General features: G+C 42.9%; 21 protein-coding genes and 1 tRNA gene. 7 read left to right on the top strand and 15 right to left on the bottom strand.

Annotated features, from left to right (window positions below; translation table 11 throughout):
• Positions 1 to 3 precede the first annotated feature (3 nt).
• Together Q4592_RS00505 and Q4592_RS00500 are read left to right on the top strand one after the other, a co-directional pair.
• Positions 4 to 387 (top strand): DUF2919 family protein, encoded by a 384-nt coding sequence (locus tag Q4592_RS00505; RefSeq protein WP_303508454.1) that lies wholly within the window; start codon positions 4 to 6, stop codon positions 385 to 387.
• A gap of 193 nt (positions 388 to 580) precedes the next feature.
• Positions 581 to 1,024 carry a hypothetical protein gene (locus Q4592_RS00500; RefSeq protein ID WP_303508452.1) on the top strand — a complete coding sequence of 148 codons (444 nt, stop codon included), beginning with the start codon at positions 581 to 583 and terminating at the stop codon, positions 1,022 to 1,024.
• Positions 1,025 to 1,088: 64 nt separating this feature from the next.
• Here Q4592_RS00500 and Q4592_RS00495 read toward each other — a convergent pair whose 3' ends face one another.
• The 8 genes from Q4592_RS00495 to Q4592_RS00460 all read right to left on the bottom strand — a co-directional run bounded on the left by Q4592_RS00495 (position 1,089) and on the right by Q4592_RS00460 (position 10,037).
• Positions 1,089 to 3,173: an alkyl/aryl-sulfatase gene (locus Q4592_RS00495; RefSeq protein WP_303508449.1), complete on the bottom strand. Its 2,085-nt coding sequence runs from the start codon at positions 3,171 to 3,173 to the stop codon at positions 1,089 to 1,091.
• A 225-nt stretch (positions 3,174 to 3,398) separates the two neighbouring features.
• On the bottom strand, positions 3,399 to 4,301 hold the full coding sequence (locus Q4592_RS00490) for a LysR family transcriptional regulator (protein WP_303508446.1): 903 nt from the start codon (positions 4,299 to 4,301) through the stop codon (positions 3,399 to 3,401).
• Between the two features lie 157 nt (positions 4,302 to 4,458).
• Positions 4,459 to 5,754, bottom strand: a complete 1,296-nt coding sequence (locus Q4592_RS00485; protein ID WP_137673025.1) for an NAD(P)/FAD-dependent oxidoreductase — start codon at positions 5,752 to 5,754, stop codon at positions 4,459 to 4,461.
• A gap of 179 nt (positions 5,755 to 5,933) precedes the next feature.
• Positions 5,934 to 6,482 (bottom strand): alpha/beta hydrolase YcfP, encoded by a 549-nt coding sequence (gene ycfP / locus Q4592_RS00480; RefSeq protein ID WP_137673026.1) that lies wholly within the window; start codon positions 6,480 to 6,482, stop codon positions 5,934 to 5,936.
• 53 nt (positions 6,483 to 6,535) lie between these two features.
• Entirely contained in the window at positions 6,536 to 7,558 is a 1,023-nt protein-coding gene (nagZ, locus tag Q4592_RS00475) for a beta-N-acetylhexosaminidase (protein ID WP_303508440.1), read from the bottom strand.
• Positions 7,559 to 7,565: 7 nt separating this feature from the next.
• Entirely contained in the window at positions 7,566 to 8,156 is a 591-nt protein-coding gene (lpoB, locus tag Q4592_RS00470) for a penicillin-binding protein activator LpoB (RefSeq protein ID WP_137673028.1), read from the bottom strand.
• A 14-nt stretch (positions 8,157 to 8,170) separates the two neighbouring features.
• Positions 8,171 to 8,563: a YcfL family protein gene (locus Q4592_RS00465; RefSeq protein WP_303508437.1), complete on the bottom strand. Its 393-nt coding sequence runs from the start codon at positions 8,561 to 8,563 to the stop codon at positions 8,171 to 8,173.
• A 13-nt stretch (positions 8,564 to 8,576) separates the two neighbouring features.
• Positions 8,577 to 10,037, bottom strand: a complete 1,461-nt coding sequence (locus Q4592_RS00460; RefSeq protein WP_303508434.1) for a COG3014 family protein — start codon at positions 10,035 to 10,037, stop codon at positions 8,577 to 8,579.
• A 312-nt stretch (positions 10,038 to 10,349) separates the two neighbouring features.
• On the opposite strand from Q4592_RS00460, the gene Q4592_RS00455 reads away from it, so the two are divergent.
• A complete protein-coding gene (locus tag Q4592_RS00455; RefSeq protein WP_137673031.1) occupies positions 10,350 to 12,386 on the top strand; it encodes a methyl-accepting chemotaxis protein in 2,037 nt (678 codons plus the stop codon).
• A 43-nt stretch (positions 12,387 to 12,429) separates the two neighbouring features.
• Here the strand turns inward: Q4592_RS00455 and Q4592_RS00450 are convergent, their stop codons facing one another.
• Positions 12,430 to 13,302, bottom strand: a complete 873-nt coding sequence (locus Q4592_RS00450; RefSeq protein WP_303508420.1) for a 6-carboxytetrahydropterin synthase — start codon at positions 13,300 to 13,302, stop codon at positions 12,430 to 12,432.
• A gap of 147 nt (positions 13,303 to 13,449) precedes the next feature.
• Between Q4592_RS00450 and Q4592_RS00445 the strand changes: the two genes are divergently transcribed.
• The gene (locus tag Q4592_RS00445; RefSeq protein WP_303508417.1) at positions 13,450 to 14,145 is read left to right on the top strand and encodes a flagellar brake protein; all 696 of its coding nucleotides are present in this window, start codon (positions 13,450 to 13,452) and stop codon (positions 14,143 to 14,145) included.
• An 82-nt stretch (positions 14,146 to 14,227) separates the two neighbouring features.
• On the opposite strand, the gene Q4592_RS00440 is transcribed toward Q4592_RS00445, so the two are convergent.
• The 5 genes from Q4592_RS00440 to yejK form a co-directional block, all read right to left on the bottom strand.
• Entirely contained in the window at positions 14,228 to 15,364 is a 1,137-nt protein-coding gene (locus tag Q4592_RS00440; protein WP_137673034.1) for an ABC transporter ATP-binding protein, read from the bottom strand.
• A gap of 86 nt (positions 15,365 to 15,450) precedes the next feature.
• A complete protein-coding gene (malG, locus tag Q4592_RS00435) occupies positions 15,451 to 16,341 on the bottom strand; it encodes a maltose ABC transporter permease MalG (RefSeq protein ID WP_016402572.1) in 891 nt (296 codons plus the stop codon).
• A 12-nt stretch (positions 16,342 to 16,353) separates the two neighbouring features.
• Entirely contained in the window at positions 16,354 to 17,985 is a 1,632-nt protein-coding gene (malF, locus tag Q4592_RS00430) for a maltose ABC transporter permease MalF (protein ID WP_303508407.1), read from the bottom strand.
• Positions 17,986 to 18,072: 87 nt separating this feature from the next.
• A complete protein-coding gene (gene malE / locus Q4592_RS00425; RefSeq protein ID WP_303508404.1) occupies positions 18,073 to 19,254 on the bottom strand; it encodes a maltose/maltodextrin ABC transporter substrate-binding protein MalE in 1,182 nt (393 codons plus the stop codon).
• 286 nt (positions 19,255 to 19,540) lie between these two features.
• A complete protein-coding gene (yejK, locus tag Q4592_RS00420) occupies positions 19,541 to 20,545 on the bottom strand; it encodes a nucleoid-associated protein YejK (RefSeq protein ID WP_137673037.1) in 1,005 nt (334 codons plus the stop codon).
• A gap of 75 nt (positions 20,546 to 20,620) precedes the next feature.
• Here yejK and Q4592_RS00415 point away from each other — a divergent pair, with 75 nt between their 5' ends.
• The 3 genes from Q4592_RS00415 to Q4592_RS00405 all read left to right on the top strand — a co-directional run bounded on the left by Q4592_RS00415 (position 20,621) and on the right by Q4592_RS00405 (position 22,846).
• Positions 20,621 to 20,839 carry a DUF1414 domain-containing protein gene (locus Q4592_RS00415; RefSeq protein WP_137673038.1) on the top strand — a complete coding sequence of 73 codons (219 nt, stop codon included), beginning with the start codon at positions 20,621 to 20,623 and terminating at the stop codon, positions 20,837 to 20,839.
• Between the two features lie 29 nt (positions 20,840 to 20,868).
• Positions 20,869 to 22,683: a DUF3413 domain-containing protein gene (locus tag Q4592_RS00410; protein WP_303508398.1), complete on the top strand. Its 1,815-nt coding sequence runs from the start codon at positions 20,869 to 20,871 to the stop codon at positions 22,681 to 22,683.
• A gap of 86 nt (positions 22,684 to 22,769) precedes the next feature.
• A tRNA-Pro gene (locus tag Q4592_RS00405) sits at positions 22,770 to 22,846 on the top strand.
• A 640-nt stretch (positions 22,847 to 23,486) separates the two neighbouring features.
• Here Q4592_RS00405 and Q4592_RS00400 read toward each other — a convergent pair.
• On the bottom strand, positions 23,487 to 25,643 hold the full coding sequence (locus Q4592_RS00400) for an ammonia-forming cytochrome c nitrite reductase subunit c552 (protein ID WP_303508396.1): 2,157 nt from the start codon (positions 25,641 to 25,643) through the stop codon (positions 23,487 to 23,489).
• Between the last annotated feature and the right edge of the window lie 43 nt (positions 25,644 to 25,686).

Raw genomic sequence — 25,686 nt, 5'->3', positions numbered from 1 at the left:
GCGGTGTTATTAGCGAATCAACCCAGCGTACTGTTTGCCTGTGCGCTGTTAAGCAGAACGTGGTTATTGCTGGCGATTGCCGCCAGCTCACGCCAAACTGGTGACAAAATTCTGGGGCTGCTTTATCCCGACCATTTCTGGTTCTATTTTGGTCTTGCTATGGGCGCCCTGCCACTCACTCGTTTAATCTTCCCTAAGCTGTGGCAGAAACTTTCGATACGCTGGCAGTTATGGGGGATCTTAGTTTTACTCCTTGCCGATATAGCGATTCAAGTTCATTCCATAAATCTCAATTTTTGGCGTTTTGAGGCGCTGAATGCAGTAACCTTGTGGATTAGCTTGATGATGAGTTTTATCGTGTTTAAGTCTGCGTTAGATAAGCCATAACCCTGAATTTCTCTCCATATCTAAGCCTCTAATTGGGTATTCAGCTCTCGATGGTTACCCTCTCTTTTCTTCCATGAATAAAATTCTTGGTGCTTACTTAGTTTCGCCAACTAAAACACCTTATTGGATTATACTTTTCCTGAGCACTTTCTACCGCTAAACCAAGCACATAAAGCACCGATAAGGAAATGACATGAATATGCTACGGACTTGCCTATTGGCCACTCTACTCTTAACGATTCAAGGCTGTACTTCACCTCAAAAAGAAGTGCCTACCGATCAACTCGATAACTCTCCCAATATAGTTCGGCATGTCGGTGAGGTATCAAATATTCGCGAAGTAAAGAAAGATGCCTCATTAGGTAAACAATTTGGCGGCTCGTTTATTGGCGCTTTAGTCGGCGGACAAATTGGTGGTGGAAGCGCTAACGCCATTATAGGTACCGCAGGCGCTTTCATAGGCCAAGACATTACTAACGAAAAATTTGGCGAGTATATTGACCGCCTCATACTGAAAGACGAACAAGGAAAAGAATATAACTGCTTAGTGCATGGCCACGATTTTAAAGTAGGAGATAAAGTGGTTTTTACAGTGGTTGAAAACCATGTGTCCGCGATTATTCACGCCACAGAATAGTAAAAATGGCCACATTAATGTGGCCATTTTGTTCTCGCTAACAGGTACCCATATTCTGTGTTAGCTAGTTGTAGATGTGAGCATCTACTTCTTGGCCTTTTGATGGGCGAGGTACGATTTCAAAAGAACCATCAAAGTCTATTGATACCTCTGCCAGTGTTTTCATTACTGAACTATCCCCTTCGATACCTGCTTTGCCTGATTCAAGCAAGACTGCTAAGGTTGTTTGCTCTAACAAAATCTTAGTTACATCAGCTTTATTTATATGCAACGTCGCATCTGCTGGAGCCAGTTTAGCCACCTGAATATTGTTTAGGTTACCGTTGCTTAACTCCACATAATGCACTTCTTTAATATCAGGAACATTTACGTTTAGCGTAAAATCTTTGCCATCGGCTTTAGTGGCAACAATTTTTACTGCCATAAAGTCTAAAATGTTCTCTATCGTCATTTCAGACAAAAGGTCGGAAGAAGCGGTTTTAGGCAAACCAGGCATAGTGCCTATGCGAATTTCTTGCGCGCCAGTTAAAAACACATTACGCCAGCCTGCACCTTCAGCTTGATAACCTTGCTGCTCCCAGTTGTCGGCAAGCAATGAACGAGCTTCTGAAGAACTATCACAAGCACGTACAATATGATCGAGCATTACGCCAGCAAAGCGATACTCACCTTTATCAAAGTAAGTTTTTGCTGTTGCGTAACCTGCTTCACAGCCGCCATAAGCTTGCGTGAAACGCTCAGCTTCATCTGCAACGCCCATGCGGTCTAGGTTGGCTGGGTTCATATCAAAATAGCCAAGATACATGTTGTATACAGCGCGCGCATTGTGGCTGTAGGTACCGTGGTATCCGTTGGTGTGCCATAACTGCTGTAAACTAGTTGGCAGTTCATCGTTAATTGATGCGCCAATATCCTGTATTCCCATGCCGCTATTAGCTAAACGCAAGGTTTGGTTGTGAACAAAACCATAGTTATCACGTTGTGCTCTCATGTAATCGTTAATCTTCTCGTTACCCCACATAGGTGCAGAATGAGAGCCCATTAACATCTCCACTTCGCCGCCCCACGCGTTGATCATTTCGTTGATGTCTTTAGACCATTTCAACGAATCACGAACCTTGGCGCCACGCAAAGTGTACACATTGTGCATACCTTGATAGACCATTTCGCCAGTCCACAATGTATTGTGCTCAGGCAAGTACGCAACGTGACCAGATGGAGCCTCGGTTCCAGCGGTGTCCATAAACACAAACTTCACGCCGTCTATCTCGTAGTCAAAAAACTTTTGCTCATCACCAGATGGAAAGGTTTGGTCGGGTGCTACAAGCGTAATTTGATAACCTTCGCCTTGCGACCAACCATTCGATAAGGCGGCATCTACAATACCGGTTGTATTAGCTTGACCCAGCGTAGCTCCGTATTGGTATGCCGCGCGGCGAGACATAGCATTTCCCGCCAGTACATTTTCATCTACGGTTTCTTTAATAAACCCATGAGGCGCGTACACTTTCACTTCAGGAAAACGGTCTTGAACGGCGCGCGAGCCACCAAAGTGGTCAGCATGAGAGTGAGAGTAAATCATTGCCACTACCGGCTCATCTCCGCCTTCTGGCACATTGGCTAAAAAGAATTCTAGTGAAGCTTCCATGGCTTTATCGTGCATCAGTACATCGTAAACAATCCAACCTGAATCCGACTTTATAAACGACGTTGACGCTAAATCGGTACCACGAACTTGGTAGATGCCGTCGGTAACTTTATACAAACCATCGGCGGCAAAGTTTGCTTGTCCTTGACGCCACAAAGAAGGGTTAACGGTATCAGGCGAGTTGTCGTGTGCTTCCAATCCTGTGTGCAAATTTTTGAAACGATCGCGCAGAGACATTGATGTTTTAGCATCTAATGGAACCACTAATCCTTTGTCGTTATCAAAAAATACCGTTGTGTCTTCAAAGTTTAGAGTCTTGGCAAATGCCTTATTAGCTTCAATGGTATGAACAGAAGCAGGTTTTCCTTTACCGTTTGCTAAGGACTCGGTGGTTACATGCTCATGATCGTGACCAGCGTGGTCATCATGATCATGGCTATGTGCAATAACACTTGTGGTGAATACTGAAAGAATAGATGCCGTTAAAATAGATTTTTTCATATGTCGTACCTTTTGTCGCAGCATCCTTGCAGTCATAAAATATAATTCGTTTGTTGAATCTATTTTGGCGAACACTTCGGCAGCAAACAACTCTTCTAAGCTAAAGCAGATATTTACGTAAGTGATATCAGGTTGAGGATAAAAGTAAGGTTTATTATTTTAAGTGAAGACTAGCGAACAAATGGTGTGACAGTAATGAGCCAAGATACAGCTATTACATTGAGCTTATACTTGGCCAATCAACAAGGTTCTAAGCCATTGATTAGCTGGGTTAGTTTGCATTTTAGATAAGGAAACCAGATAAGAATCAAAAGACTGAGTTTTGAAAGGGAAATCCATTAACTGAAGATTAAATACCTCACTATATTGTTGAGCAAGCGAACAAGGTACCACTCCCACGGCATCACTATAAGATATGGCCGCTATCATTCCCATTAATGACTTATGCTCACTGTAGGCTTTGCGGCGCGGTAGCACTTCATCAGTAATCCAGTCTACAAAGGTAAGGTCAAAGCGGCGCATATCGAACATTGCATGCTGCTCGGCTAAATAAGCAGCCTGGGTCAGGGCTCCGCTTTGTAAGCGAGGGTGCGATCGATTAGCAATGCAACACAGTTTATCTCGCTGAATGACCTGAGAGTTAAAGGTTAAACCCTCTGGTGCACATACATCAATAACAACATCGACACTTTCACTGCTCAAATCCTCGTATATTTTTTGCTCATCGCTGGGCAGTTCAATCAACATCACATCTATTGCGCTATCTTTCAGTGCAATATCGAGCTTTTGTCGTAGCTTATGAAACATCGCCTCGTGGCAATAAACGTTAAACTGACGTGAGGATGTAGTCGGCGTAAAATCTTGAACGCTTTCGATAAGCCCTTCAATGTTAAGCAAAGGCGCTTGCAGGCTAGAATAGAAGTCTCGTGCAAATGGCGTTGGCTTGATGCCTCGACCAGTACGGCTAAACAACTCTTGGCCAATCGTTTCTTTTAAACGAGAAAGTGCATTGCTAACTGCCGATTGAGTCAGGTCAAGCTGTTCTGCGGCTCGAGTGACTGACTCATGCTCATAAGCTGACTTAAAAACACGTAAAAGATTGAGATCAAACTGACTAGACTGAGACATAGAATAAGTGAATGTTGTAAATGATATCCTTGGCTATCATCGGAGGGAAGGCGCTGATTTGCAAGTGTATTGTTTAATACGACGATACTAGCAGCCTATTCTTTCAGCTTACACTTGCACAAAAAAGCAGCCCTTGAGCTGCTTTTAACTAATAAACTTAGTGCAACTTAAGCTTAGGCCTTAATACTTGGTTAATTCGCCCTACTAACATCATTAAGCCAGTTTTCATGTAGCCATGTAAGGCGATTTGATGCATCCGATAAAGCGAGATATACATTACTCGTGCAATGCGCCCTTCAATCATCATTGAGCCTTGCATAAGATTACCCATTAGCGAACCGACTGTTGAGTAACGGCTGAGTGATACTAGGGAACCATGGTCTTTGTATTCAAACTCTTGCAGTGGTTTTTCTTCAATTTGGCGCACAATATTTTTAAATACTAAGGTAGCCATTTGATGAGCCGATTGAGCCCGTGGTGGTACAAAACCGGTTTCTCCCATGGCACAACTCGCACAATCGCCAATCGCATAAATATTACTATCGCGCGAGGTTTGCAAGGTTGGGCGAACCACTAACTGGTTAATGCGGTTGGTTTCTAAGCCGCCGAGTTCTTTCATAAAATCAGGGCACTTAATGCCTGCCGCCCACACCATCAAGTCGGCTTTAATCAGTTCACCGTCTTTAGTCGTTAGGCCTTCTTCAGTCGCTTCCGTCACCATCGTTTTAGTACGTACATCTACCCCCATTTTCTGTAACTCTGAATGGGCTGAGCTAGATATACGTACAGGTAATGCCGGGAGAATTTTCTCACCCGCTTCTACTAAGGTTACCGCTAGGCTTGAATGGCTTAGGTTTGGCACGCCATATGCGCGTAGTTGATCTAAGGCGTTATGCAGCTCAGCAGAGAGTTCTACGCCAGTTGCGCCTGCCCCCACAATAGCAACACGTACTTTTTCGCCCTTTTGCGCTTCGTCATTTTGCGAATATTGTAAAAAGCGATTAAGCATGCGACGGTGGAATAAATCAGCGCGGCTTGGGTTGTCGAGGAAAATACAATTGTCTTTAACACCTTTGGTATTAAAGTCGTTCGAAACAGAGCCAATCGCCATGATTAAGTAATCATAATTTAGCTGGCGCGCCGGAAGGACTTCTTTGCCCTCTTCGACCATGGCCTTTAAAGTCACCAATTGATCTTCACGATTTACATCAGCCACTTCGCCAAGTTGAAATTCAAAGCCATGATTAGCAGCATGTGAGCGATAGCTCAAAGCGTCAATGCCTGCATCTAAAGAGCCGGTAGCCACTTCATGTAATAGCGGCTTCCATAAATGGGTGCGGTTTTTATCTACCAGCACTACGTTAGCTTTTCCGTGTTTACCGAGTTTACGGCCTAAGCGCGTCGCCAGTTCTAAACCACCGGCCCCACCACCAACTACAACGATTCTAGTCATGCTTGAATATTTCCTTGTAACAACTTGAAGTGTTTAGCTCTACTACAAAGGCTTTTATTTTTGTTATGCCTTTAACAACTAGCTAAGGTGGGCTCATTATACGTAACTTGATTAAGATCACAAAAAGCGCCCAATAAAAAAGAGGGATTAATTCCCTCTTTTTATGAAAATTTAAGATTCTATAAACTTGGTAGGCGTTTTAAAGACTTTATCAACTGCAGGTGATGGCTGATGTCTTTAAATTTGTGACTTTGTTCTTTGTCCCAAATAACATCGTAATAGGCTTTAAGCTCTTGCTCAGAATGGGAATTGTCCAACACTTCATCATTCTCTGAGAGCACCACGGTACAATTACCTTTGTTCTTGGTTCTAAACTCAGTAACACATTTAGATGCAATATCGATGTACTCTTCTGGGCGTTCAATTCGGTCTTGCATGTTCTTTTCTGGATGTAAGTTAGGATTGAAAATCACTGATGGGATCCCGCATAAATAACCAATGCGCTCGCTCCAATAGCCCCCCAAGCCAACACCACAAATAACAACTTCTTCTTCGGCACTTAACATGAGCTGTTTATGCACTTCTTTCAGTAAGTGACTCATATCATGCCGCGGATGAATGGTGCTGTAGCTGATCGGTCGCACATCGGGATCAACAAATTGCAACTGAAGCACTTTTTCATGGTTACCCGGACTTGTTGAATCGAAGCCGTGTAGATAAATAATCATCCTGCAATACCTTCCTTACATTCACACACTAAAACTAAGTGTATTTATAATTGTTACCATTCACTACTCATTTGCACTATTTGTGCAGCACGAGCGGCAATTTCTCGATACTGAGCTTGCGATTCGAGCTCTGACCAACTATGCGCAAACGCTTTCCCCACTAAGGTTTCGGCATTCGCAACACAGCTTTGATCTAAGCCATCTAATAAACTAATGCTAGCTTCTCTATCATTACAGGCTAGCAATAAATCACAACCTGCCGCTAAGGCTTGCTGAGCACGATCTATATGATTACCCGCAACTGCTGCGCCCTTCATGCTGAGGTCATCACTAAAAATAAGCCCGTTAAACGATAACTCTTTACGTAGTATTTTTTGCAGCCATATTTGCGAGAACCCTGCTGGCTTGTCATCTACGTCACTGTAAATAACATGGGCAGGCATTACTGCATCGAGTTTATTCTGAGCAATAAGCGCGGCAAATACTTGCATGTCTTGCTGCTTAATTTCTGCGTATGGGCGCGGATCACGAGCCTCTAAATGATGAGTATCCGCTTTTACATTGCCGTGGCCAGGAAAGTGTTTACCTGTAGCTTTCATGCCGGCTAAGTTCATTCCATCAATAAACGCACTCGCGCTACGTATAATCTCGCTAGGGCTATTGCTAAAAGCGCGTTGCCCTATTACATCACTAACACCATCAATGTCTAAAACGGGTGCAAAGCTAATATCAATGTCGCAAGCACGTAACTCTGCAGCCATTAACCAACCCAGTTGCTTAGCCCAGTCTTGGTGAGAAATATGAAGAGTGTCTGCGCCTTTCGCTATCAAGCCCATGGCAGGAATAGCTGAAAATTGCTCTCTAAAGCGCTGTACTCGGCCCCCTTCGTGATCAACAGCAACTAATAAGCGTTGTTTACTCGCAGAGCGAATGGTACGAACTAACTCTAACAACTGAGCCCGATCTTGATAATTACGGCTGAACAAAATAACGCCAGCCACAAGGGGATGCTGGAGCATCTCGCGCTCCTCAGCGCTCAACTCCGTACCGAGTAAATCTAAAAACAGAGGTCCCATGTACTAACTACCAACCAAAAGTAGATTTAGTTTCGCCTTTGCGAATTTCAGTTTCGTCAGCCCATTCAACTAAGCCAGTTTTTAAGTCCATTAATCGCATAGTCATTTTGTAATATACATCTTTGGTTTTCTTGTTAGTTTTTACAATGCTTGAAAGGTTGCCATAAAGCATATACTCAGCACCCACTTGCTGACCAAAAGCAATCGCTTTAGATGGGTCAACTAGCCCGCCATCGTTCTGAAAGTCAAGCTGTTCACGTACCGCCGTTACGCGTGTCATATCAACAAAGCGAAACTTGCCCGATTGCAGTAATTTAGTGCTAATGGAATCAGTCACTGACTCGGTATCAATATGCTCGGTTGTTTTGTTTTTAATGCGTTCAACAAACACAATCGGGCGATTGTTATTGGTAATATCGGTTAGCAGTGGTGACGAAATCATCGAGTCTGTCATTTCACCGGCAATTTTTTGTAAGTCGGTTGAGCCAAAAGCAACATCTACTGTTTCAACTTCTTGCGGGTCGCCGTAGCTCACCTGGGTAGAACAACCACTTAAGGTAAGGGCTAGTACAGATGCAGCGAGTACGAGTTTTTTCATGGGATATCTCTCTGTTATTTAACTTCTCTAACATAAATTTTGAAATGGCTCGCGGTATTCACCAAGGCAACTGATTGCACTTGAATTTGTTGCTTGCCGTGTAAGCTTAGAGGCGTCCATGCGGTAGTTGCACTATCAATTTGCATGTTGTTACTGTCATACCAGTAAAAACGATACTGCAAATCTAAGTCACCTTTGAATAAAGATTGTATTGTTGCCACACCGCGCAAGCGGTCCATTCCTTGGTGAGTAGCAGCATCTAGAACGGTGAGTTTTCGACCCAAGCTAATATTGTCTACAATTAGCCATTGCTTCCCATCGGGCTTATCTGAATCTGCCGAAATGCCAGAGGTGTCGGTGGTACAGCCTACGACAAGCAGTGCAGTTAATAACAGCAAATATTTCATAGCTTTACCCTCTTTATAAATTAAATATTTGAGCTGGAGAGCCCAAATCATTAGTCAGTATTAAGGTTACTCTACCAGCAGTTATATTAATTGCTGCTTGGTTTTGCAACAAGCCTTCAAATTTTAGAGTATGTTCGCCAGCTGGCAGAGGCTTAATCGCCACTTGCGCCAAGGCTGGTAAGGTTTGCCAATTGCGTGTATCTGCCCGCTCCGACGCAATGTTGTACACATTCACCAACGCGTTTGCCCAGTTTTCTTCGTCATCTGCTTTATCTTTATTCACTTCACGACGAAATTGATCTTTGGTTATCACACGCAAAATTTGCCGCAGTAATATTGCGGGTAAATCTTGTTGTAACTGCTTAGCTGCTAGCTCATCAAACTGCACTAAGCGCTCACTGGAGAATCGCTCGTTACCCACTTTCATCCATTGCGGTATAGCTATTTGCGCATTCCCTGAAATAACAGGTAGCGCGACTGTGTAGGTTTCCCAACGATTATGATTATATAGGGGTAAAGTAAAGCGAGCCTCTTGGCGCGCTGCCACAATTGATTGTTCGTGCAACACAACCAATAACCCCTGCTGCTTGGTTAAGGCTTTAGCTTTGGCTGGTGTGTATTCTTGGTAATCACTCATGGCTAGCTTTTGGCCCAAACGAGCGACTTCTGCTTGCAAATAACCGTTGTTTGGCGCTAGCGCTAGCGCTTTTCGGTAATCAATGTAAGCATCATCTTCTTGCCCTGCGGCCAAATATAAAACGGCTGATAGCGTAAAACTCAAGCCGTTTTGAAAGGCGTTCGCTAAGGCTTTGTCTTGAGTTTTTAGCTGCGGGTAATCCGTCATTAGGTCATCATACTGCGACTTGTAATCACGAAGTTGCTCTTCTAAAGTCACCGGCACTTCTTGCATAGCTTGCTGTTGAATCAATCCGGCGCGGCGGATTTCAATCAGCGCAGACTCCAAACCGTCGCTGTGCAAGTAATTGATGGCTTGATAATGATGTAACATCACTTGCTCGTAAACTGGCACGTGATACTCAATAAAATTGTCGTTGGTTGCTAAGGCTGAAACATTTTGTAAGCCGGTAGATAAACGATACTCAGCTTGGCGAGACAACCAAGTGAGCTGCTCATCAACGTGGGTAAAATGAGCCTGACTGCTAGAAAAATCACCCGCTAGATAAGATAAGCGGCCTTTTTCCAACTGCTTAAGATAGTAGTTATTATTGCTTTTACTGCCTTCAGAAATAAGGTCCGAGGCTAACTCGAACTGCCCAGACCCCATTTGATAACGACTAGCATTAAGTTGCTCGTCGTAACTCACAAAAAGATCACTAAAAACTGCGCTACTACAACCAACTAGCAATAAGCTGGTAAATAAAGCGAAAGCGATAGTTTGTTTGTTCATCTTGCTAAAGAACGCAGTGTTACGAGTATGTAAAACGCGCCACTTGATGGGCGATGAATCAGCCATTAATGCGTTCCAAAAACCAGATATTCGGGAGAAGTCTATTTATAAACTATTTTACGAGCTAGACCTAATCTAGCGCGAAGTATTTCTACAAATTGCTTGTGATTGTTCTATATTTGTACAATTTATTTTGCTTTATATTTTAAAAGGTAAAGTCTTTGTTAAGTTGGCCGCTATTATCAGTATAAAAGGGCTTCCAGCGTCTAGAGTTGTGATCTCTTGCATAGTAAGAATAGCCAACTAAAGGCATACTTTTTACTAAATAAAATAATATAAAAACTATAAATAGCTAACAGATCGGTTGGTCGAGGAATTATGAAAAAAAAGTCACTAAACGTAGCCTCATCGCTCCAATTTTTTAAAAACATTTCTATTGTTCATCGAGTAAACATCGGATTTGGTTTTTTGGTTCTAATGATGGTGTTAACTAATGTATTGTCACTACAAACGGGCAGTCAGTTTAACCAACAGCTTGACGTGGTGACCGAAGAAGCCACACCTTTGGTTATTCAAAGTAGTGAGTTTGCCGTAGATTTGCTGACCGCAGACAAATACTTTAAAGATGCATTAACCTCTGCTGATACTAAAGTTATCAAAGCAAGCAGCGAGTCGTTTGAGCAAAGTGAATTAGTGTTCATTTCATCTTTAGGCACCTTGCGTTCGATGGCCGAAGGCAACGCTGAACTAGAAGCTCGTTTAGACACGCTAAACAGCCTAGATCAGAACTACTTTCAGGTTGCTAAACAAGTGATGGACGACAACTTAAATTACTTGTCAGAACTGAAATCAGTAAAGCGTAGCTCCAACCAACTCACGGTAATGTTGCCACAGCTTAAAAAGAACCTCTCAGACAAAGTGGTAGAGCTAAACGATGACTACATTCGTTGGGCAGCCGAAAGCTTTCTGAATGCAATGGCGGTAATTGAGCTAAACACTTTGGAAGGTTTAAACACTGTAGAGTCTAAAAAAATTGCAGTGATTTTGAAGCGAAATAACAAGCTTATTAAAAACTTCATGAGCGCCACCTCTGATTTAGAAGACGAAATTCCAGAGTTGCGCAACGACATGGGTCACCAAATTGACCAGTTTGTAAAAGACTCAACCAAAGATGATGGCGTACTTGCCAATCATTTAGAAGTCGCCAAAGTTAAAGAAGCTATCTCACTACGAGTAGCCGACACTGCAGTGCAAATTACTGATGCCATTAGCCAGCTTTCAGCAATCAATGATATTGCAAATGCTCAAGTCGATATGGCGGCGTCTAATGCAAATAAGATGCTTGAATCAAGCCGTATTCAGCTAATAACCGCGATGATTATTGCCATTCCTTTAGCGTTACTCGTTGCTTGGAACGTGGCAGGTTCAATCAAACAACCGCTAAATCAGTTACTTAAAACGCTTAAGGCAGCTGCAGCGGGAGACATGACGGAAACGGTAAACTACCAAAGTACTAATGAGTTTGGACAACTTGCGGACTCAGCCAACAGTATGATGGAGCAGATGCGCTCGGTGCTAAATGACATAAGCCAAGCGGCAGAAAGCCTGTCGAATGTATCTCAGGGTAACTCCACGACCCTAAATACCGCTAAAGAAGAGCTCAATAATCAACGTCAAGAAACGGCCTCTGTTGCCGCCGCCATGACCGAGATGGAACAATCGGTAAGAGAAGTAGCCAAGAGCGCGAACATTACTTTGGAAAAAGTAATGGAAGTGGAAGAGGCCTCTAACTCTGGTCGTCAGATCATGAGCAATAACATCACGACTACCCATCAACTGTCTGAAAAACTGGGGCATAGTAGCTCAGTAATCGGCGAAGTAGATAGCATGAGCAATAGCATTGGTTCTATCTTAGATGTGATTCGCGGTATCGCAGACCAAACCAACCTACTTGCATTAAACGCTGCCATTGAAGCCGCACGTGCGGGTGAGCAAGGTAGAGGGTTTGCGGTTGTTGCCGATGAAGTGAGAGTGCTAGCACAAAAAACCACTAACTCAACAACAGAAATTCAATCAATGATTGAAAACCTGCAGAAAAGTGCCCAACGTGCAGTATCGGTAATGTCAGAATGTTCATCAGAAATGCAGGCTAGCATCTCACAATCATCAGATGCCAACGGCGCAATGGAAGAAATTCAGGGAATTATTACCCAAATTTCGGATATGAGTAGCCAAATTGCCGCAGCAGCAGAACAGCAGCAAGCCACTGGCGCGGAAATATCGAATAACTTAAATCGCATTTCCGATATTAGTGACGAAAACTACCAAAGCATTGAAATTGTCACCAGCACCAGTGAAGAACTGGGTGGCCTGGCGCAACAACAAGACTCATTGGTAAAACGTTTTACCTTGTAAACAATGAGCTAACACTAAAAAGGCTCCTAATTAGGAGCCTTTTTTATCGATATACTTCTGAAATTGCACCCTTACCTACCCCTTCGTAAGCAATCACTTTTAGCGTATGCCCATCCATCGCTTTAGATAAGGTTTGCGCAATATAAGCGGCTAAATTCTCTACCGTTGTCTCACAGGGTAAAATATCGGTTTCTTGCTTAGGCACCACTAACTCAAAAAAGCCCTGAGGTGATTGGTAGGCAAAGGCGTAATGCTGCTGCCAGTCCTGTTGCTGATAAAAGCTAATATCATTTACTGATATCTCATCATTGGCGCTACCGAGATAAATGTTACGCCATTTCATTGCCCAACTAGTGGCTAAGTCAACATCACTCTCTGCATCCACTAAAATTTCTATCGTTGAGCGATGACCATGAGCAATTCGCTGACAATTACCATCGTGTTTCTTCAATCCGTGACTGTAGTGGTAATACGGTCCGTCGATCGCTTCATGACGTAAGTTAATGTTTATGTCTTGAATATTATTGGGTAATTGTTCTAGCACCACCGCATTTACGTAAGCAGTTAAGGCTTCATTGCTCACTTCAACCGCGTCAATAAATGTGTAGGCTTCATCCGGGCAGCGTAAGTGAATACTTTTACCATGTGGACGTTGGAAGTCTAATTGCGTGTAGCCTTCGCTATTGCTTACCTTACACAATGGAGAGCGACGAGGAACCAATAGTTTGTGGTCAACTTTATCGTCGATTAACCGTTTAATCAGTTTTTTAACCTGGCCAAAATCAAGCAGCATATCCATATCATTTAGCGATCCGCCCAATTCAATATCCACTAACCAACTTTCCCCCACTAAACCTCGGTCTGGGCATAAGTAGGTTGAGTCAATCACTGTTAAGTCTTTTACAAATAGTTTCATATTGCAGTCCGTTATCGCTAATGCGGCACATTATAGCCACAACGCCACCATTTAGGCAGTTGCTTCTCAATCTCAACAAGCGGAAAAACCAAAATTCAACTAACTGTGATAAGGTTTAACCATGTTGAATAATCACTAGATAACGCCGTGGACCCGATAGCGCCTGAGTTACTCAATGAGTTTAATGCCCTTCCCTGCCAAACCGAAGTGCACTTGCAGATCCCTACCCCAACTAACCCTTTGCGCTTACGTAGTCGCTTGATTGGTATTGAACCAGGTATGTGCGTGATTCTATCTAGAGGCATGGACCAACAATGGGAAGCGGCCAGAGACTTAATTCGCGAAGGTCAATCTATTGTGGTGAGAATCGTTAATGAAGGCGATCCAAACGCTACTATTTTTGCTTACCGCGGCTCAATTTCAAAGTTAATGAGCAGTGTAGGACGCTGGGTGGTATTAGATTATCCACGTAATATCCAAAAAATTAGTTTGCGACAACATAGCCGTTTACCGGTGTCGCTACCCTGTAGAATGCAAAGTGAAAGCGACAGCAATGAATCTTTTAAAGGCTTACTCAAAGACTTATCGCTAAATGGTGGTGGCTTTATAAGCGCTCCAATACCATTACCCTTAACAAAACGAAGCTTTAATTTACACCTTCCAATAGATGAATATGAAACATTAAGCATTAAGGCAAGTATTTGTAACCAACACTTAGAACAACGATCTCCAGAACGGGTTCATTACGGGCTGAGCTTTGATGCAGATGAGTCGGTAAAACAAAAATTTATCCAAACGGCCCTGCTAGAGATTGTTCAACGCGAAAACAAAACCCCAAATTAAATCTTATTCTTTTCCCCAGAGCTAAGTTTATTTTAAGCAAAAAAAAGCGACCCGAGGGTCGCTTTGAATTAACGGTCAACTTCTAGTCTTTGTTGTACTTGGCAGTACGTGGGAACGCAATGCCATTACTGTCAAACAAGTAGCTAGCTTTAGTTGGTAAGCCAACACGCAACTCATCACCATTGTTCGTTGGGAATTCGCTACGCGCTTTAAAGGTGAAATCAAAGCCTTTAACGTCCATGTAAACGTAAGACTCTGCACCTAGGTGCTCGGCAACTACTACAGTACCTGTAATAAAGTTCTCTGCATGAGCATGGGTATCTTCAACCAAATGCTCAGGGCGGCAACCAAACTCAACAGCATCACCAACGCTTGCACGGCTTGTATCTACCGCAGCGCTAACAATATCGCCAGTTACCAGTTTAATTTTACTTTCTTGCTCGCCTACTTCTACTATTTCACCTTCAATGAAGTTCATTTTTGGTGAGCCAATAAAGCCAGCAACAAATTTGTTTGCTGGGTTATGGTATAGGTCAAGCGGTGAACCATATTGCTCTAAGTTTGTAGCAGCATTTGGATCTAATGGGCTTAGTACTACAATTTTATCCGCCAAGGTCATCGCTTCCACTTGGTCGTGAGTAACGTAGATGATGGTTGATTGTAGTTCTTTATGAAGCTTGGCGATCTCAATACGCATTTTCACACGGAGTGCAGCATCTAAGTTTGACAACGGCTCATCGAACAAGAAAACACCTGGTTGCTGTACGATACAACGACCAATTGCAACACGTTGGCGCTGACCACCACTTAACTCTTTTGGCTTACGATCAAGTAGAGGATCTAGGCCTAAAATATCTGAAGCGTTATTAACACGCTTTTCAATGATACTTTTTTCTACTTTTTTCAGCTTAAGACCAAACGACATATTCTCGCGTAGGTCCATGTGTGGGTACAAAGCGTAAGATTGGAATACCATACCTACGTTACGCTCTACTGGTGGCACGTCATTCATGAAGTTGCCGCCGATATTAAGCTCACCGCTAGTAATATCTTCTAAGCCAGCAATCATACGTAATAGCGTCGATTTACCACAACCTGATGGACCAACGAATACTACAAACTCGCCATCTTGAATGTCTAAGTTAATATCACGCAAGGTATCTTGGTGAATTGCCGGGTCGTAGTTTTTACGTACATTTTTTAGAATTACATCAGCCATTATTAGCTCCAAACTGAATAAAGCGTTGCTTTACTCGCAATCAATCTTGTTTTGCGTAGCTGCATTCGCAGCTACGCCCAAATAATTTAACCTTTAACACCGCCAGCTGTTAACCCGCCGACCAACCAACGTTGAGCCATGAGGAACACCAGGGTGATAGGGAATCCAGACAAAACAGCTGCAGCGGCGAAATCGCCCCACAAGTAGTTTTGCGGATAGAGATATTGTTGAGCACCTACAGCGAGTGTGAGTTTATCAACGTCTTGCATCAGTACTGAGGCCATTGGAACCTCGGTAATAACACCGATAAATGCAAGAATAAACACAACCGCCAAAATAGGCACAGAAAGCGGTAACAATACCAATCTAAACGCTTGCCATGGAGTTGCACCGTCAATCGCTGCAGACTCTTCTAGCGCTGGGTCAATCGTTTCGAAGTAGCCTTTAATAGTCCACACGTGAAGTGCAATACCACCAAGGTAAGCGAAGATTAAACCACCGTGAGTGTTTAGACCCAACCAAGGAATATATTCACCAATCTTATTGAACAAGGCGTAAATTGCCACCAAGGCCAAAACAGATGGGAACATTTGGAAAATCAACATACCGTTAAGAATGGTTGCCTTACCTCTAAAACGCATACGAGCAAACGCGTAAGCACTTGTGGTAGAAAGGGCAACAATTAATAAGGCTGAAATACCCGCAACTTTAATCGAGTTCCATAACCAGGTAAGTACCGGGAATGGAGGCGGAGTTAAAGAGCCATCAGGGTTTACAACAGTAATCCCTAAAGCCAAACGCCAGTGATCCAAAGTTGGGTTTGAAGGAATCAATTCACCTACCGCAAAGTTACCCGTACGGAAAGAAATAGTGATTACCATTAATAATGGGAAAATAATTAAACATAGAAACAAACATAACACTACGTGAGTAGCTAGTTTTCTATATTTCAATGATTTAGGTTGAACCATTGCCATAGTAGCTTCTCCTTACGCCGTCTTATCAGCTTTAGTTAGTTTCAAGTTAATCAATGCTAATGCACCAACCACAATAAAGATTAATGTCGCAATCGCACTGGCTAGACCGTAATCCTGACCACCATCACCTTGGAAGGCAATTCGGTAGGTGTAGCTTACGAGCAAGTCGGTTGTACCAGCTGGTGTTGAAGCACCGATAATGTCTGGGCCACCATTTGTTAACAACTGAATCAATACAAAGTTGTTAAAGTTGAAGGCGAACGATGCAACCAACAATGGCGTTAGTGGTTTCATCAATAGTGGAACAGTAATGTTGAAGAAGTTACTGATTGGACCAGCACCATCCATTGAAGACGCTTCATATAAATCTTCAGGAATAGATTTAAGCATACCTAAACATAAGATCATCATGTATGGGTAACCTAACCACGTGTTCACAATCAAAATCATTGACTTAGCCATGATAGGATCGGTGAACCAATCCGGCTTAACGCCAAATAGTGACTCTAAAATACCGTTAATCTCACCAAAGTTTTGGTTGAACAAACCTTTAAATACCAAGATTGAGATAAACGCGGGAATTGCATAGGGGAGAATAAGCACCACGCGATAAAAAGCGCGACCTTTAAGCTCTTCCCATTGAATTAGACAGGCTAACACCATGCCAATAGCCAATGTTAGGGCTACTGAAACACCGGCGAAAATAACCGTCCAAATGAAGATTTCAATAAACGGTTCTTTAATACCTTTATCGGTAGCGACACGTTCAAAGTTTTTCCAACCAACACCTACGGTGAAACCAGGTGCTAAACGACTACCAACAAATTCACCATCACCATCGATGTATTGGAAGTAACCTGTTTCCATATTCGGCAGCATCAGCTCGCCAGTTTGGTTGTTACGAAGAATAGAAGGACCAGGTAAAATGGCACCACTTTCTTTAAGTACTACACCATCGGCTAAGCGAGAATATAGTGGTTTCATTGCTGAGAACTTGCGTAGACCATTCATGACTAATTCATCAGCTTCAGGCGTGACCAGCACGATGTTGTTGAAGAATTGGCGATGAGAAATGATTTCTTTAATCGGGGCTTTTTCACTAGTAGGTAAAGCGTCTACTGCTTGCAACTTAATCCGTTTAGTTTCAAGAGTAAGCTTTCTAGCGCGAACATCGGCGTTAGAAACAACTTCAACAGGACGAGTTACAAACAACTTATCGTCTTGAGAAAGAGCTATTACGTATTTACCTTCTGCTGCTTGATGCAACTGGAAGCCAAATGAACCGCCTTTAGCCATGTAAGTCTTCTGGGTATGCAACTGCTCTACACGCTCTAGCGATAACAAGTTTGTTCCGCTGTAGTTAGTAAACGCAATGCCTATCGTATAAGCCAGAGGGAAAATGATGAAGACCACCATCCCAGCAATACCAGGGAAGATATATCGGTGGGCATACATTTTTTTAGTAGTAAAAACATACACACCGGTAGAAACAACAACAAGGGTGAGCAATGCAAATGCATATTCACCACCTGCATACATCAAAACAATTGCATAGCCGTTAAGCAACACAATCGCTGTGATCAGCAGCAGTTTTAGCCAGGCATACTTGCCCTGCATAAAACCTGGAGACGCAGAAAGACCCATCTTATGTACAACCTTTGTATTTGACCGAAATTAATAAAGAGGAGGATAGACCAATATCCTCCTCCTGACCGAAATAATATGACCGTATTATTTCGCTATGCGACGCGCAGCGGCGTCTAGAGCTTTCTCTAGAGGTTGACGACCACTAGTGATGTTGGTTAGTGATGTTGCCATCGCAGACCAGAATTTACCCATAGCAGCTACGTTAGGCATTGGCTCACCATCTTGAGCGTTTGCGAAAGTTGCAGCGATGCGAGGGTCACTTGAAAGTTCTTCCATGTACGATTTAAGTGCAACAGCACCTAGTGGTACATCGTCATTTACAGACTTCAAGCCTTCATTAGTAACAAGGTAGTTTTCTAAGAACTCTACCGCTAAATCAGCGTTTGGTGACGCAGAGTTAACTGCACCTGCTAAAACACCAACCATTGGCTTAGCTTTGTTACCGTTGATAGTTGGAATGTAAGTTACACCGTAGTTGATGCCACTTTTTTCCATGTTATCCCAAGCCCATGGGCCGTTGATAACCATGGCTACTTCGCCTTTGTTAAAGGCAGAGTCCATTACACCGTAGTCAGCGCCTTTAGGCATGTGACCGTTTTCGATTAGGTCTTTAATTACTTTAGCGCCCATTTTCGCGCCATCTGTAGCTACACCGGTATCTTTAACATCGTAAGTACCGTTTTCATATTTGAAGATGTAACCACCGTTCGCAGCCAATAGAGGCCATGAGAAGTAAGTGTTGTTGTAATCCCAAAGGATTGCGTGCTTACCAGACTCTTGAAGTTTAGCGTCTAGTGCTGGAATCTCTTCCCACGTTTTAGGAGGGGTAGGTACTAGGTCTTTGTTGTAGATAAGACCTACAGCTTCGATAGCAATAGGGTAACCGTAAACTTTACCGTCGATAGTAACAGCGTTCCAAGCGAAGTCTTCAACTGCTGCTTTCTTTTCAGCACTTGGCTTAAGCTCTGTTAATAAACCAGCGTCAACCCAGTCGCCGAAACGGTCGTGAGCCCATAAAAAGATGTCTGGACCAGAGCCTGTAGAAGCAGCTTGCTGGAATTTACCAGGGGCATCATCAGGGTGAGCAACACTTACTTTAACACCAGTATCAGCTTCAAAGCGTTTACCTACTTCAGCTAAACCGTTGTAGCCTTTATCACCATTTACCCAAATGGTTAACTGGCCTTCTTCAATCGCAGCAAAAGCATTAGATGCCATGCCTAAAGAAGCAACCGCTATAGCAGATGCAAGAATTGTCTTTTTCATTAGCCTTTCCTTAACTGTCGTTATGATTATAATTTTGGGTCGCAATGTTACTTGCTGCGCTTGATTCTAGCCCAATTGCCTACGCGAGCACATGACTTAGCTCGCACTTTTGAAATTATACTACAAAGCACTAGAGCAAGGCCCCGCGTGCCCTGAGCGGTTGTTTTATCACCTAACAGTGGTAATAAAACAACAAAAATAACCTATCAAGCCTGTGAAAACCTTTCCATGTGGTAATTTTACAACACATTTGAAACTGATAACCTTTTCATGCTTGTTAATTAAGTTATTTGTTATTTTTTAACTGCTCTCTTAAGTTAGGCGGCACACCTACAATCGTCAATGTATCGGTTGATTCATCGTAAAAAACGCGATCACCTAACAATTTTTGTTCGAAACTTACAGACACACCTTTACCTTGGCCAAAGCATTTGGCTAATTTCTTAAGCGCAGTACGATCGGCAGGGAATTGATCCTCCAAAGGGTAGTTTTCGGCGGCAAACTGGTAAAAGTCTACGGTGTCTTCGGCAGTGGGCAGGGCTTTAGCTAACTCCCCTACTACGATTTCTTCACCATCTTTAAGTTGCTGTTCGCAATAAGATTTTACTTCACCTTTATAAGCAAGCTTTTCTTCTTTATCTAATTGGGTCGCTTGGCAATAGTCGTCAACGGCTTGCATTAAGACCGCATTTTGCACCTTTACGTCTAAACCATCATCGCAACCCAAGAATTCCACAAAGAAATCAGAAATTTTTCGTCCAGCCCTTCCCTTTACATAAGAAACATAACGTTGAGACTCAGGATTACGCTGCATATCGGTAATATCAATGCGCGCCGCTAACTGCACAGAACTTGTTTCTAAATAGCGACTAGCGGTTAGCTCTAAGCTGTCATCAACGGCTGGAGAGATCTTATTCTCCAACAACATGATTAACAGGTATTCACCCGCTACATGCTCGTAGTTGGCCAGTAACAATACACCTTGCTCGATAAACTCATACTTTTTGAGCTCCTCTACTAATACAGTGCCGCTATCTACACTGTAGCGGTGAAAATCGATTTCTTCACTTAGTAAAGCATCTAGCTGAAGCTTAAAAGGACTATTGTTCTCTTCATTATAGAAACCAAAACCTTTGGCAGCTCGCCCACTGTAGTTGAGATGTAGGCCTTCTATAAGACTAAGCGCTTCTTCGCTATGAGCCATCTCTTCGCTCCTAGCTTGCAGAGCAATAGTGCCGTCTTCAGTCAATTCTAGTGAATGTAAAATAAGGTGTTTTAGGGAAATGCTCATAGTCTCTTACTGTTAGTGTTTGCTGACGAGGTGGGTTATTATACGCGTCTTTACCAGCAAATTTGCAGAGAAGTAATGGCAATAGTTTCAAAATATTCCACAGAGCAAGTGGAACAATTACTTAATGACGTACTCAAAGTAGTCGATAATCATAATGTAACTACCGATTTAGCCCTTATGGTACTCGGTAATGCTACCACCTGTTTGATCAATCAACGGGTTGCGCCGGAGCAACGTAAAAAGCTAAGCGAAGGATTTGCAAAAGCCCTTCAAAGCTCAATTGACGAAAAATAAGAATAAAGCAAAGGACCGTAAAGCCCGCAATGGTAAATAGCTCAAAACAGTACCGCGACAAAGTGTCTCAGTTAATTAGCTGGGGACATTGGTTTTGTTTATCTAACATTATTTTGGCCTTAATTGTTGGCTTACGCTATTTAGTGTTAGCTGCGCCGCCAGAAACGTTTTTGGGGCAAAGCTATTTATTAGTAAGCTGGTTAGGGCAATTTTCATTTATCGCCTTTGTGATTTTCCTACTCACCTTATTCCCTCTTAGCTTTGTTATCCCTAGCAATCGGTCAATGCGATTTGTGGGTGCTTTATTTGCTACCGTGGGGATCAGCTTACTTATTGTAGATACCGAAGTATTTGCCACGTTTAACCTTCACCTTAATCCTGAGTTGTTAAAGCTGCTCTTAGATGAAGACCAAAATAGCCAAGCAAATACACTTAATTTACTGTTTGTTTCAGTCCCTTTTATCTTCTTGCTGGAATTGTGGCTAGCCCGTTTGTGTTGGAAATATTTACGCCGATTAGAACACAAACGCTTGGGTGTGCCGCTAGCGGCAATTCTATTTGTTTGTTTTGTATTAACCCACTTTGTGCATGCTTGGGCCGATGCAACCAACTACCGAACAATTACCCAGCAAAAGAATAACTACCCGTTATTCTATCCGTTAACTGCCCGTAGCTTCTTACAAGAGCAAGGTATATTTGATGTAGATGCTTATTATCAAGGCATTAAAGCTCAAGAGAAAAAGCAACAAGGCAATATGCGATACCCGATATCGCCCATCAAATATGGCCATGTAGAACAACGCTATAATTTAATGCTAGTGGTTGTAGAAGGCTTACGCTGGGACATGCTGACAAAAGAAGCAATGCCCCACAGCTGGCGACAAGCTAAAAATTCTAGCCAATTCTTCAGTCATTTTAGTGGTAGTAATAAATCACCAGAAGGTATGCTAAGCCTGCTTTATGGCTTACCCACTAGCTATTGGCCAAGTATAAAAGCAGGCCGACAAAGCCCAGTTTTAGTCTCTGCTCTGCAAGACAATAACTACCAAATAGAGTTGTTTAGCAGCAAAGGATTAAACACCCCAGAAATCGCAGGCTCAAGCTTTAGTGCTCTTAAAAACCTTGATATGACCAAGTGGCCTGGTGGTGCGGCAGGCGATGAGCAAGCGCTGCAAAAGTGGTTAATGTGGCAACACAGTCAATATTCTCAGCTGCCTTGGTTCAACTTTTTGTATCTAAATGGCGTAGCAGCATACGATAACGCTAGTGGCGAAGGTATGGAAAAAGTAACGCCGGAGTTAATCAAGCAGCATTATTTCGAAGCCGCTCAAAACGTAGATAAACAACTTAAAAAAGTCTACCAAGAGCTCGCTAATACGGGTCAGATAGAAAATACTATCTTAGTGGTAACGTCTGACTACGGAAACGAGCTAAACGATAACAACAGCAACTACTGGGGTAATGCCAGTAACTTTAGTCGCTACCAAACTCAGGTTCCATTGTTTATCTCTTGGCCAGATCGCCTGCCCACGCTAATGCACGATGAGACGAGCCATAACGATATTATTCCTACTATTTTGGAAGGAATGTTAGGTGTTACATCAAACAGTGCCGACTATAGCAATGGACAAAATATCTATGCCAAGCGTAAGCGAGATTGGTTATTAATCGGTAACCAAGAACAGCAAGCTGTATTACAGGGTAACCAAATTACCTTATTTAACCAATCTGGCAGTTACCAGGTACTTGATCGTGACTTAAACCCTAGTAATGCCCGAGTCTCGGTGCCAATGCTGGTACAAGTCTTAAACGACTTAAAACGTTTTTATCAGCCAGAACAGTAATTTGTACAATCGCTGAGCACTTAAGCGTATAAACGCTAGCCGTGTATTGACACTAAGCGGTTTGATAAGTAAATTCAGATTCAATTCGGAACGTAGCGCAGCTTGGTAGCGCACCGTCATGGGGTGTCGGGGGTCGGAGGTTCAAATCCTCTCGTTCCGACCATATATAAGCCCGTAGCTCGATGAGCTACGGGCTTTTTTGTTGATGAGTTCCAACATTTGCTCTCTTGTATATTCCAGCGATATCGAATAGCTACACCCTTAATATCATCAATACACTCAGTACTTTTGTAAACACATTCCGCTTTCAAACAATGAAGCAGAACACTCTTGACTATCAGCTCTCATCATCATAATTGGCAAAGACAATTAGCCATGCAAAGTGGCTGCAAATACAACCATATTAATAGGTTTGAAGGTATTAGCATGATCATAATCACTAAAGGGGGTTGAGAAGCTTTCTCCAAAACCATAGAAAACAAACGTAACTAAGTTTTTGGCGGATGTATGGAACCGGCATTGACCTAAATGAATCAATTGCAGCCAAAGTAGCTGCAGCTCTGCCCTTACTAGGCCCAGTGATGATGCAATACTTGAAACGCGCCGTTAAAACGGCAGTAAAGATAACAACAATTTAGTGAAGTCATAATTCCCGAAGAGGGGTGTTCTGAAGGGTTAGACACTTTCAAATTGCTAGCTGAGCTAAACACCTAAGCTAAACGCTAAAACTTCCAAGCCAGTTTAGGTGTTTTTTCGGCGAGGAATACGCCGACTACAGCCAACATCACGGTAGTGCCCTACCACTACTTTAAGCGCTGGCGAATTTCAGATAATGCCGGGTCACCAGGCGTCATCACCTCTAGCTTGGCCAGCTGTTTTTTTGCTTGCTCTAAGTTACCACTGGCTTCCAAGGCTAGTAAGTACACATAGGCGAAACGGTGATTATCGGGCTCTAAGTCTGCTGCTTTTTGTAAGGCTTGTAGCGCCTTAGCCCACTGCCTTTTAACCACATAAATTAAACCAAGGTTATGTAAAGCCATTGGATGATTGGACTCTACCTTCAAAATTTCTTGTAGCAAGACTTGGGCTTTTTCTAGCTGATTACTTTCACGGTACACGCTGGCCAAATTTAACTTAGCTGGCAAAAAGCTAGGTTGAAGATCAATCGCATTTAAATACTGGATGCTTGCTTGTTCAAGATCCCCAACTTTGTAGGCTAAATCCGCTAAAGCGAGTTGCGCTGAAAGTAAATCTTGTTGCCCTTGATAAGTCAGCACCGCTTCCATTAAAGCATCTTGCATGGGCTGCTGAGCCTTTTCAGGCAATGCTTGCCTAAATGCAGGAGCTAATAGTCGAATAGCTTGTAGTCGAACATTTTTATGCTCGTCATAAAGTAAACCAAAGCCTATTTGTAGCTGCATGGCGTAAGCCGCTGATTCAAGCGCATTTAGTACGCCTAACTTTACTAAGCTTTGAGGGCTATTTGCTGCGGTGTTTAGCACTTCTAGATTACTGGTAATATTTACATCTAGATGATTAAGCAATACCGCTCGGCGCATTGCAGGTTGTTCTTCATCTAATATCAATGAAGCAATCTGCTGTTGGCCAAGTGTTGGGTCTTGCAAGTTTAGGTACAAAGCAGAGCCTATATCATCATAAGCGCCGAATACTTTAGCTTTTTTATGTTCCAGTTGCTGTTGAGACCACTCGGTATTTTTATCTTGATGGCAATTTAAACACACATCTGGCGAGGCTAAGGCTTCGCTTACCCATGGGTTGGGAATCCGGTAACTATGGTCTCTTCTATCATCCACCCCCATGTAACGCTGCGAAGGCATGTGACAATCGATACACAAGGCCCCCTCAGAACCCGTTTCATGCAAAGTATGCTCAGGAGTATCGAACTGGTTAGATAAATGGCACTGGACACACAAACTATTATCCGCGCTTAGCACTTTGCCACTATGAGGCTCGTGACAGTTACTACATACCACCCCTGCCGCGGCCATTTTACTTTGGCTGTAAGAGCCATAAACATAGACTTCATCAAGTATTTGACCATCAGCATGGTACAAATCTGGTACTGCCAGCCTAGGAATAAAATGTTGCGAGAAATTGTGCGGTCCTGCCCCGTCAGTAAGCGCTGTTCGCCGACTATGGCATGCAGCACATTGATCTACTTGGCCATGGTCTAAAGATACAAGTCCATTGTCTAAACGCTCGGCGCTAGCTTGCTCTGGCTTGAATATCCAATTGCTGCGTTTAAGCAATGTTTTGTCAAAACCTGAGTTAGCGCTTGGTTCATCGGTATTCTCAGCGTTATCAGCACTTTTTAAGGCTACATGTTTAGCTGCTGCACCATGGCAAGCTTCACAACTAACATTGATTTCGCTCCAAGTGGTGTCATATTCGTCTTTTGCGGCATCGTAGCCACGCTTTAGATCTGTAGAGTGGCATTCGGCACAGCGCGCGTTCCAGTTATTAAATTGGCTTTTCCAATAAAACGGGGTATCAGGAGTATGGGTTTGCTGATAAAGGCTATACCAACGTTGCCCGCCCTTTGCTTTAGTTCTTGAATCCCAAGCCACAGTATAAGCTTGTAAACGGCCACTACCGATATCAATCAAAATCTGTTGCAGTGGCGTGTAGCCGAAAACATAAGGCACTGAGTAACGCTTGCCTACTTCGTCGCTTTTTCCTGTCTCTATATAGAAACCTTGCTCGTCCCGAAAAAACTTTGTCCAGCCATCATTTGTCTCAAATCGCACATCATCAAAATTGCCTAATACTGTTTCTTCGGTAGCAAGCTGCATCGCTTTTGCGTGATGAGAAGGCAACCAGTTTTCGACTTCTGTTTTATGGCAAGCAGCACAACTTTGATTACCTACATATTCCTGAGCTAGCACAATAGGACTGATAAGAATGAAGAAAAGTTTAAAACATTGCTTTAGAAAACACATGGGAATCTCGATGGGCAATACAATCAATCGGGGCTTAATACAA

The sequence above is a fragment of the Agarivorans sp. 1_MG-2023 genome (assembly GCF_030548385.1).
In the GTDB taxonomy this organism is placed as follows: Bacteria; Pseudomonadota; Gammaproteobacteria; order Enterobacterales; family Celerinatantimonadaceae; genus Agarivorans.
This window is presented reverse-complemented; position numbering and strand designations above follow the sequence as displayed.

What these genes read in the sequence shown, in the direction of transcription:
- Q4592_RS00500 (WP_303508452.1), top strand. Translation starts at nt 581, where the DNA reads ATGAATATGCTACGGACTTGCCTATTGGCCACTCTACTCTTAACGATT.
- Q4592_RS00495 (WP_303508449.1), bottom strand. Translation starts at nt 3,173, where the DNA reads ATGAAAAAATCTATTTTAACGGCATCTATTCTTTCAGTATTCACCACA.
- Q4592_RS00490 (WP_303508446.1), bottom strand. Translation starts at nt 4,301, where the DNA reads ATGTCTCAGTCTAGTCAGTTTGATCTCAATCTTTTACGTGTTTTTAAG.
- Q4592_RS00485 (WP_137673025.1), bottom strand. Translation starts at nt 5,754, where the DNA reads ATGACTAGAATCGTTGTAGTTGGTGGTGGGGCCGGTGGTTTAGAACTG.
- ycfP (WP_137673026.1), bottom strand. Translation starts at nt 6,482, where the DNA reads ATGATTATTTATCTACACGGCTTCGATTCAACAAGTCCGGGTAACCAT.
- nagZ (WP_303508440.1), bottom strand. Translation starts at nt 7,558, where the DNA reads ATGGGACCTCTGTTTTTAGATTTACTCGGTACGGAGTTGAGCGCTGAG.
- lpoB (WP_137673028.1), bottom strand. Translation starts at nt 8,156, where the DNA reads ATGAAAAAACTCGTACTCGCTGCATCTGTACTAGCCCTTACCTTAAGT.
- Q4592_RS00465 (WP_303508437.1), bottom strand. Translation starts at nt 8,563, where the DNA reads ATGAAATATTTGCTGTTATTAACTGCACTGCTTGTCGTAGGCTGTACC.
- Q4592_RS00460 (WP_303508434.1), bottom strand. Translation starts at nt 10,037, where the DNA reads ATGGCTGATTCATCGCCCATCAAGTGGCGCGTTTTACATACTCGTAAC.
- Q4592_RS00455 (WP_137673031.1), top strand. Translation starts at nt 10,350, where the DNA reads ATGAAAAAAAAGTCACTAAACGTAGCCTCATCGCTCCAATTTTTTAAA.
- Q4592_RS00450 (WP_303508420.1), bottom strand. Translation starts at nt 13,302, where the DNA reads ATGAAACTATTTGTAAAAGACTTAACAGTGATTGACTCAACCTACTTA.
- Q4592_RS00440 (WP_137673034.1), bottom strand. Translation starts at nt 15,364, where the DNA reads ATGGCTGATGTAATTCTAAAAAATGTACGTAAAAACTACGACCCGGCA.
- malG (WP_016402572.1), bottom strand. Translation starts at nt 16,341, where the DNA reads ATGGCAATGGTTCAACCTAAATCATTGAAATATAGAAAACTAGCTACT.
- malF (WP_303508407.1), bottom strand. Translation starts at nt 17,985, where the DNA reads ATGGGTCTTTCTGCGTCTCCAGGTTTTATGCAGGGCAAGTATGCCTGG.
- malE (WP_303508404.1), bottom strand. Translation starts at nt 19,254, where the DNA reads ATGAAAAAGACAATTCTTGCATCTGCTATAGCGGTTGCTTCTTTAGGC.
- yejK (WP_137673037.1), bottom strand. Translation starts at nt 20,545, where the DNA reads ATGAGCATTTCCCTAAAACACCTTATTTTACATTCACTAGAATTGACT.
- Q4592_RS00415 (WP_137673038.1), top strand. Translation starts at nt 20,621, where the DNA reads ATGGCAATAGTTTCAAAATATTCCACAGAGCAAGTGGAACAATTACTT.
- Q4592_RS00410 (WP_303508398.1), top strand. Translation starts at nt 20,869, where the DNA reads ATGGTAAATAGCTCAAAACAGTACCGCGACAAAGTGTCTCAGTTAATT.
- Q4592_RS00400 (WP_303508396.1), bottom strand. Translation starts at nt 25,643, where the DNA reads ATGTGTTTTCTAAAGCAATGTTTTAAACTTTTCTTCATTCTTATCAGT.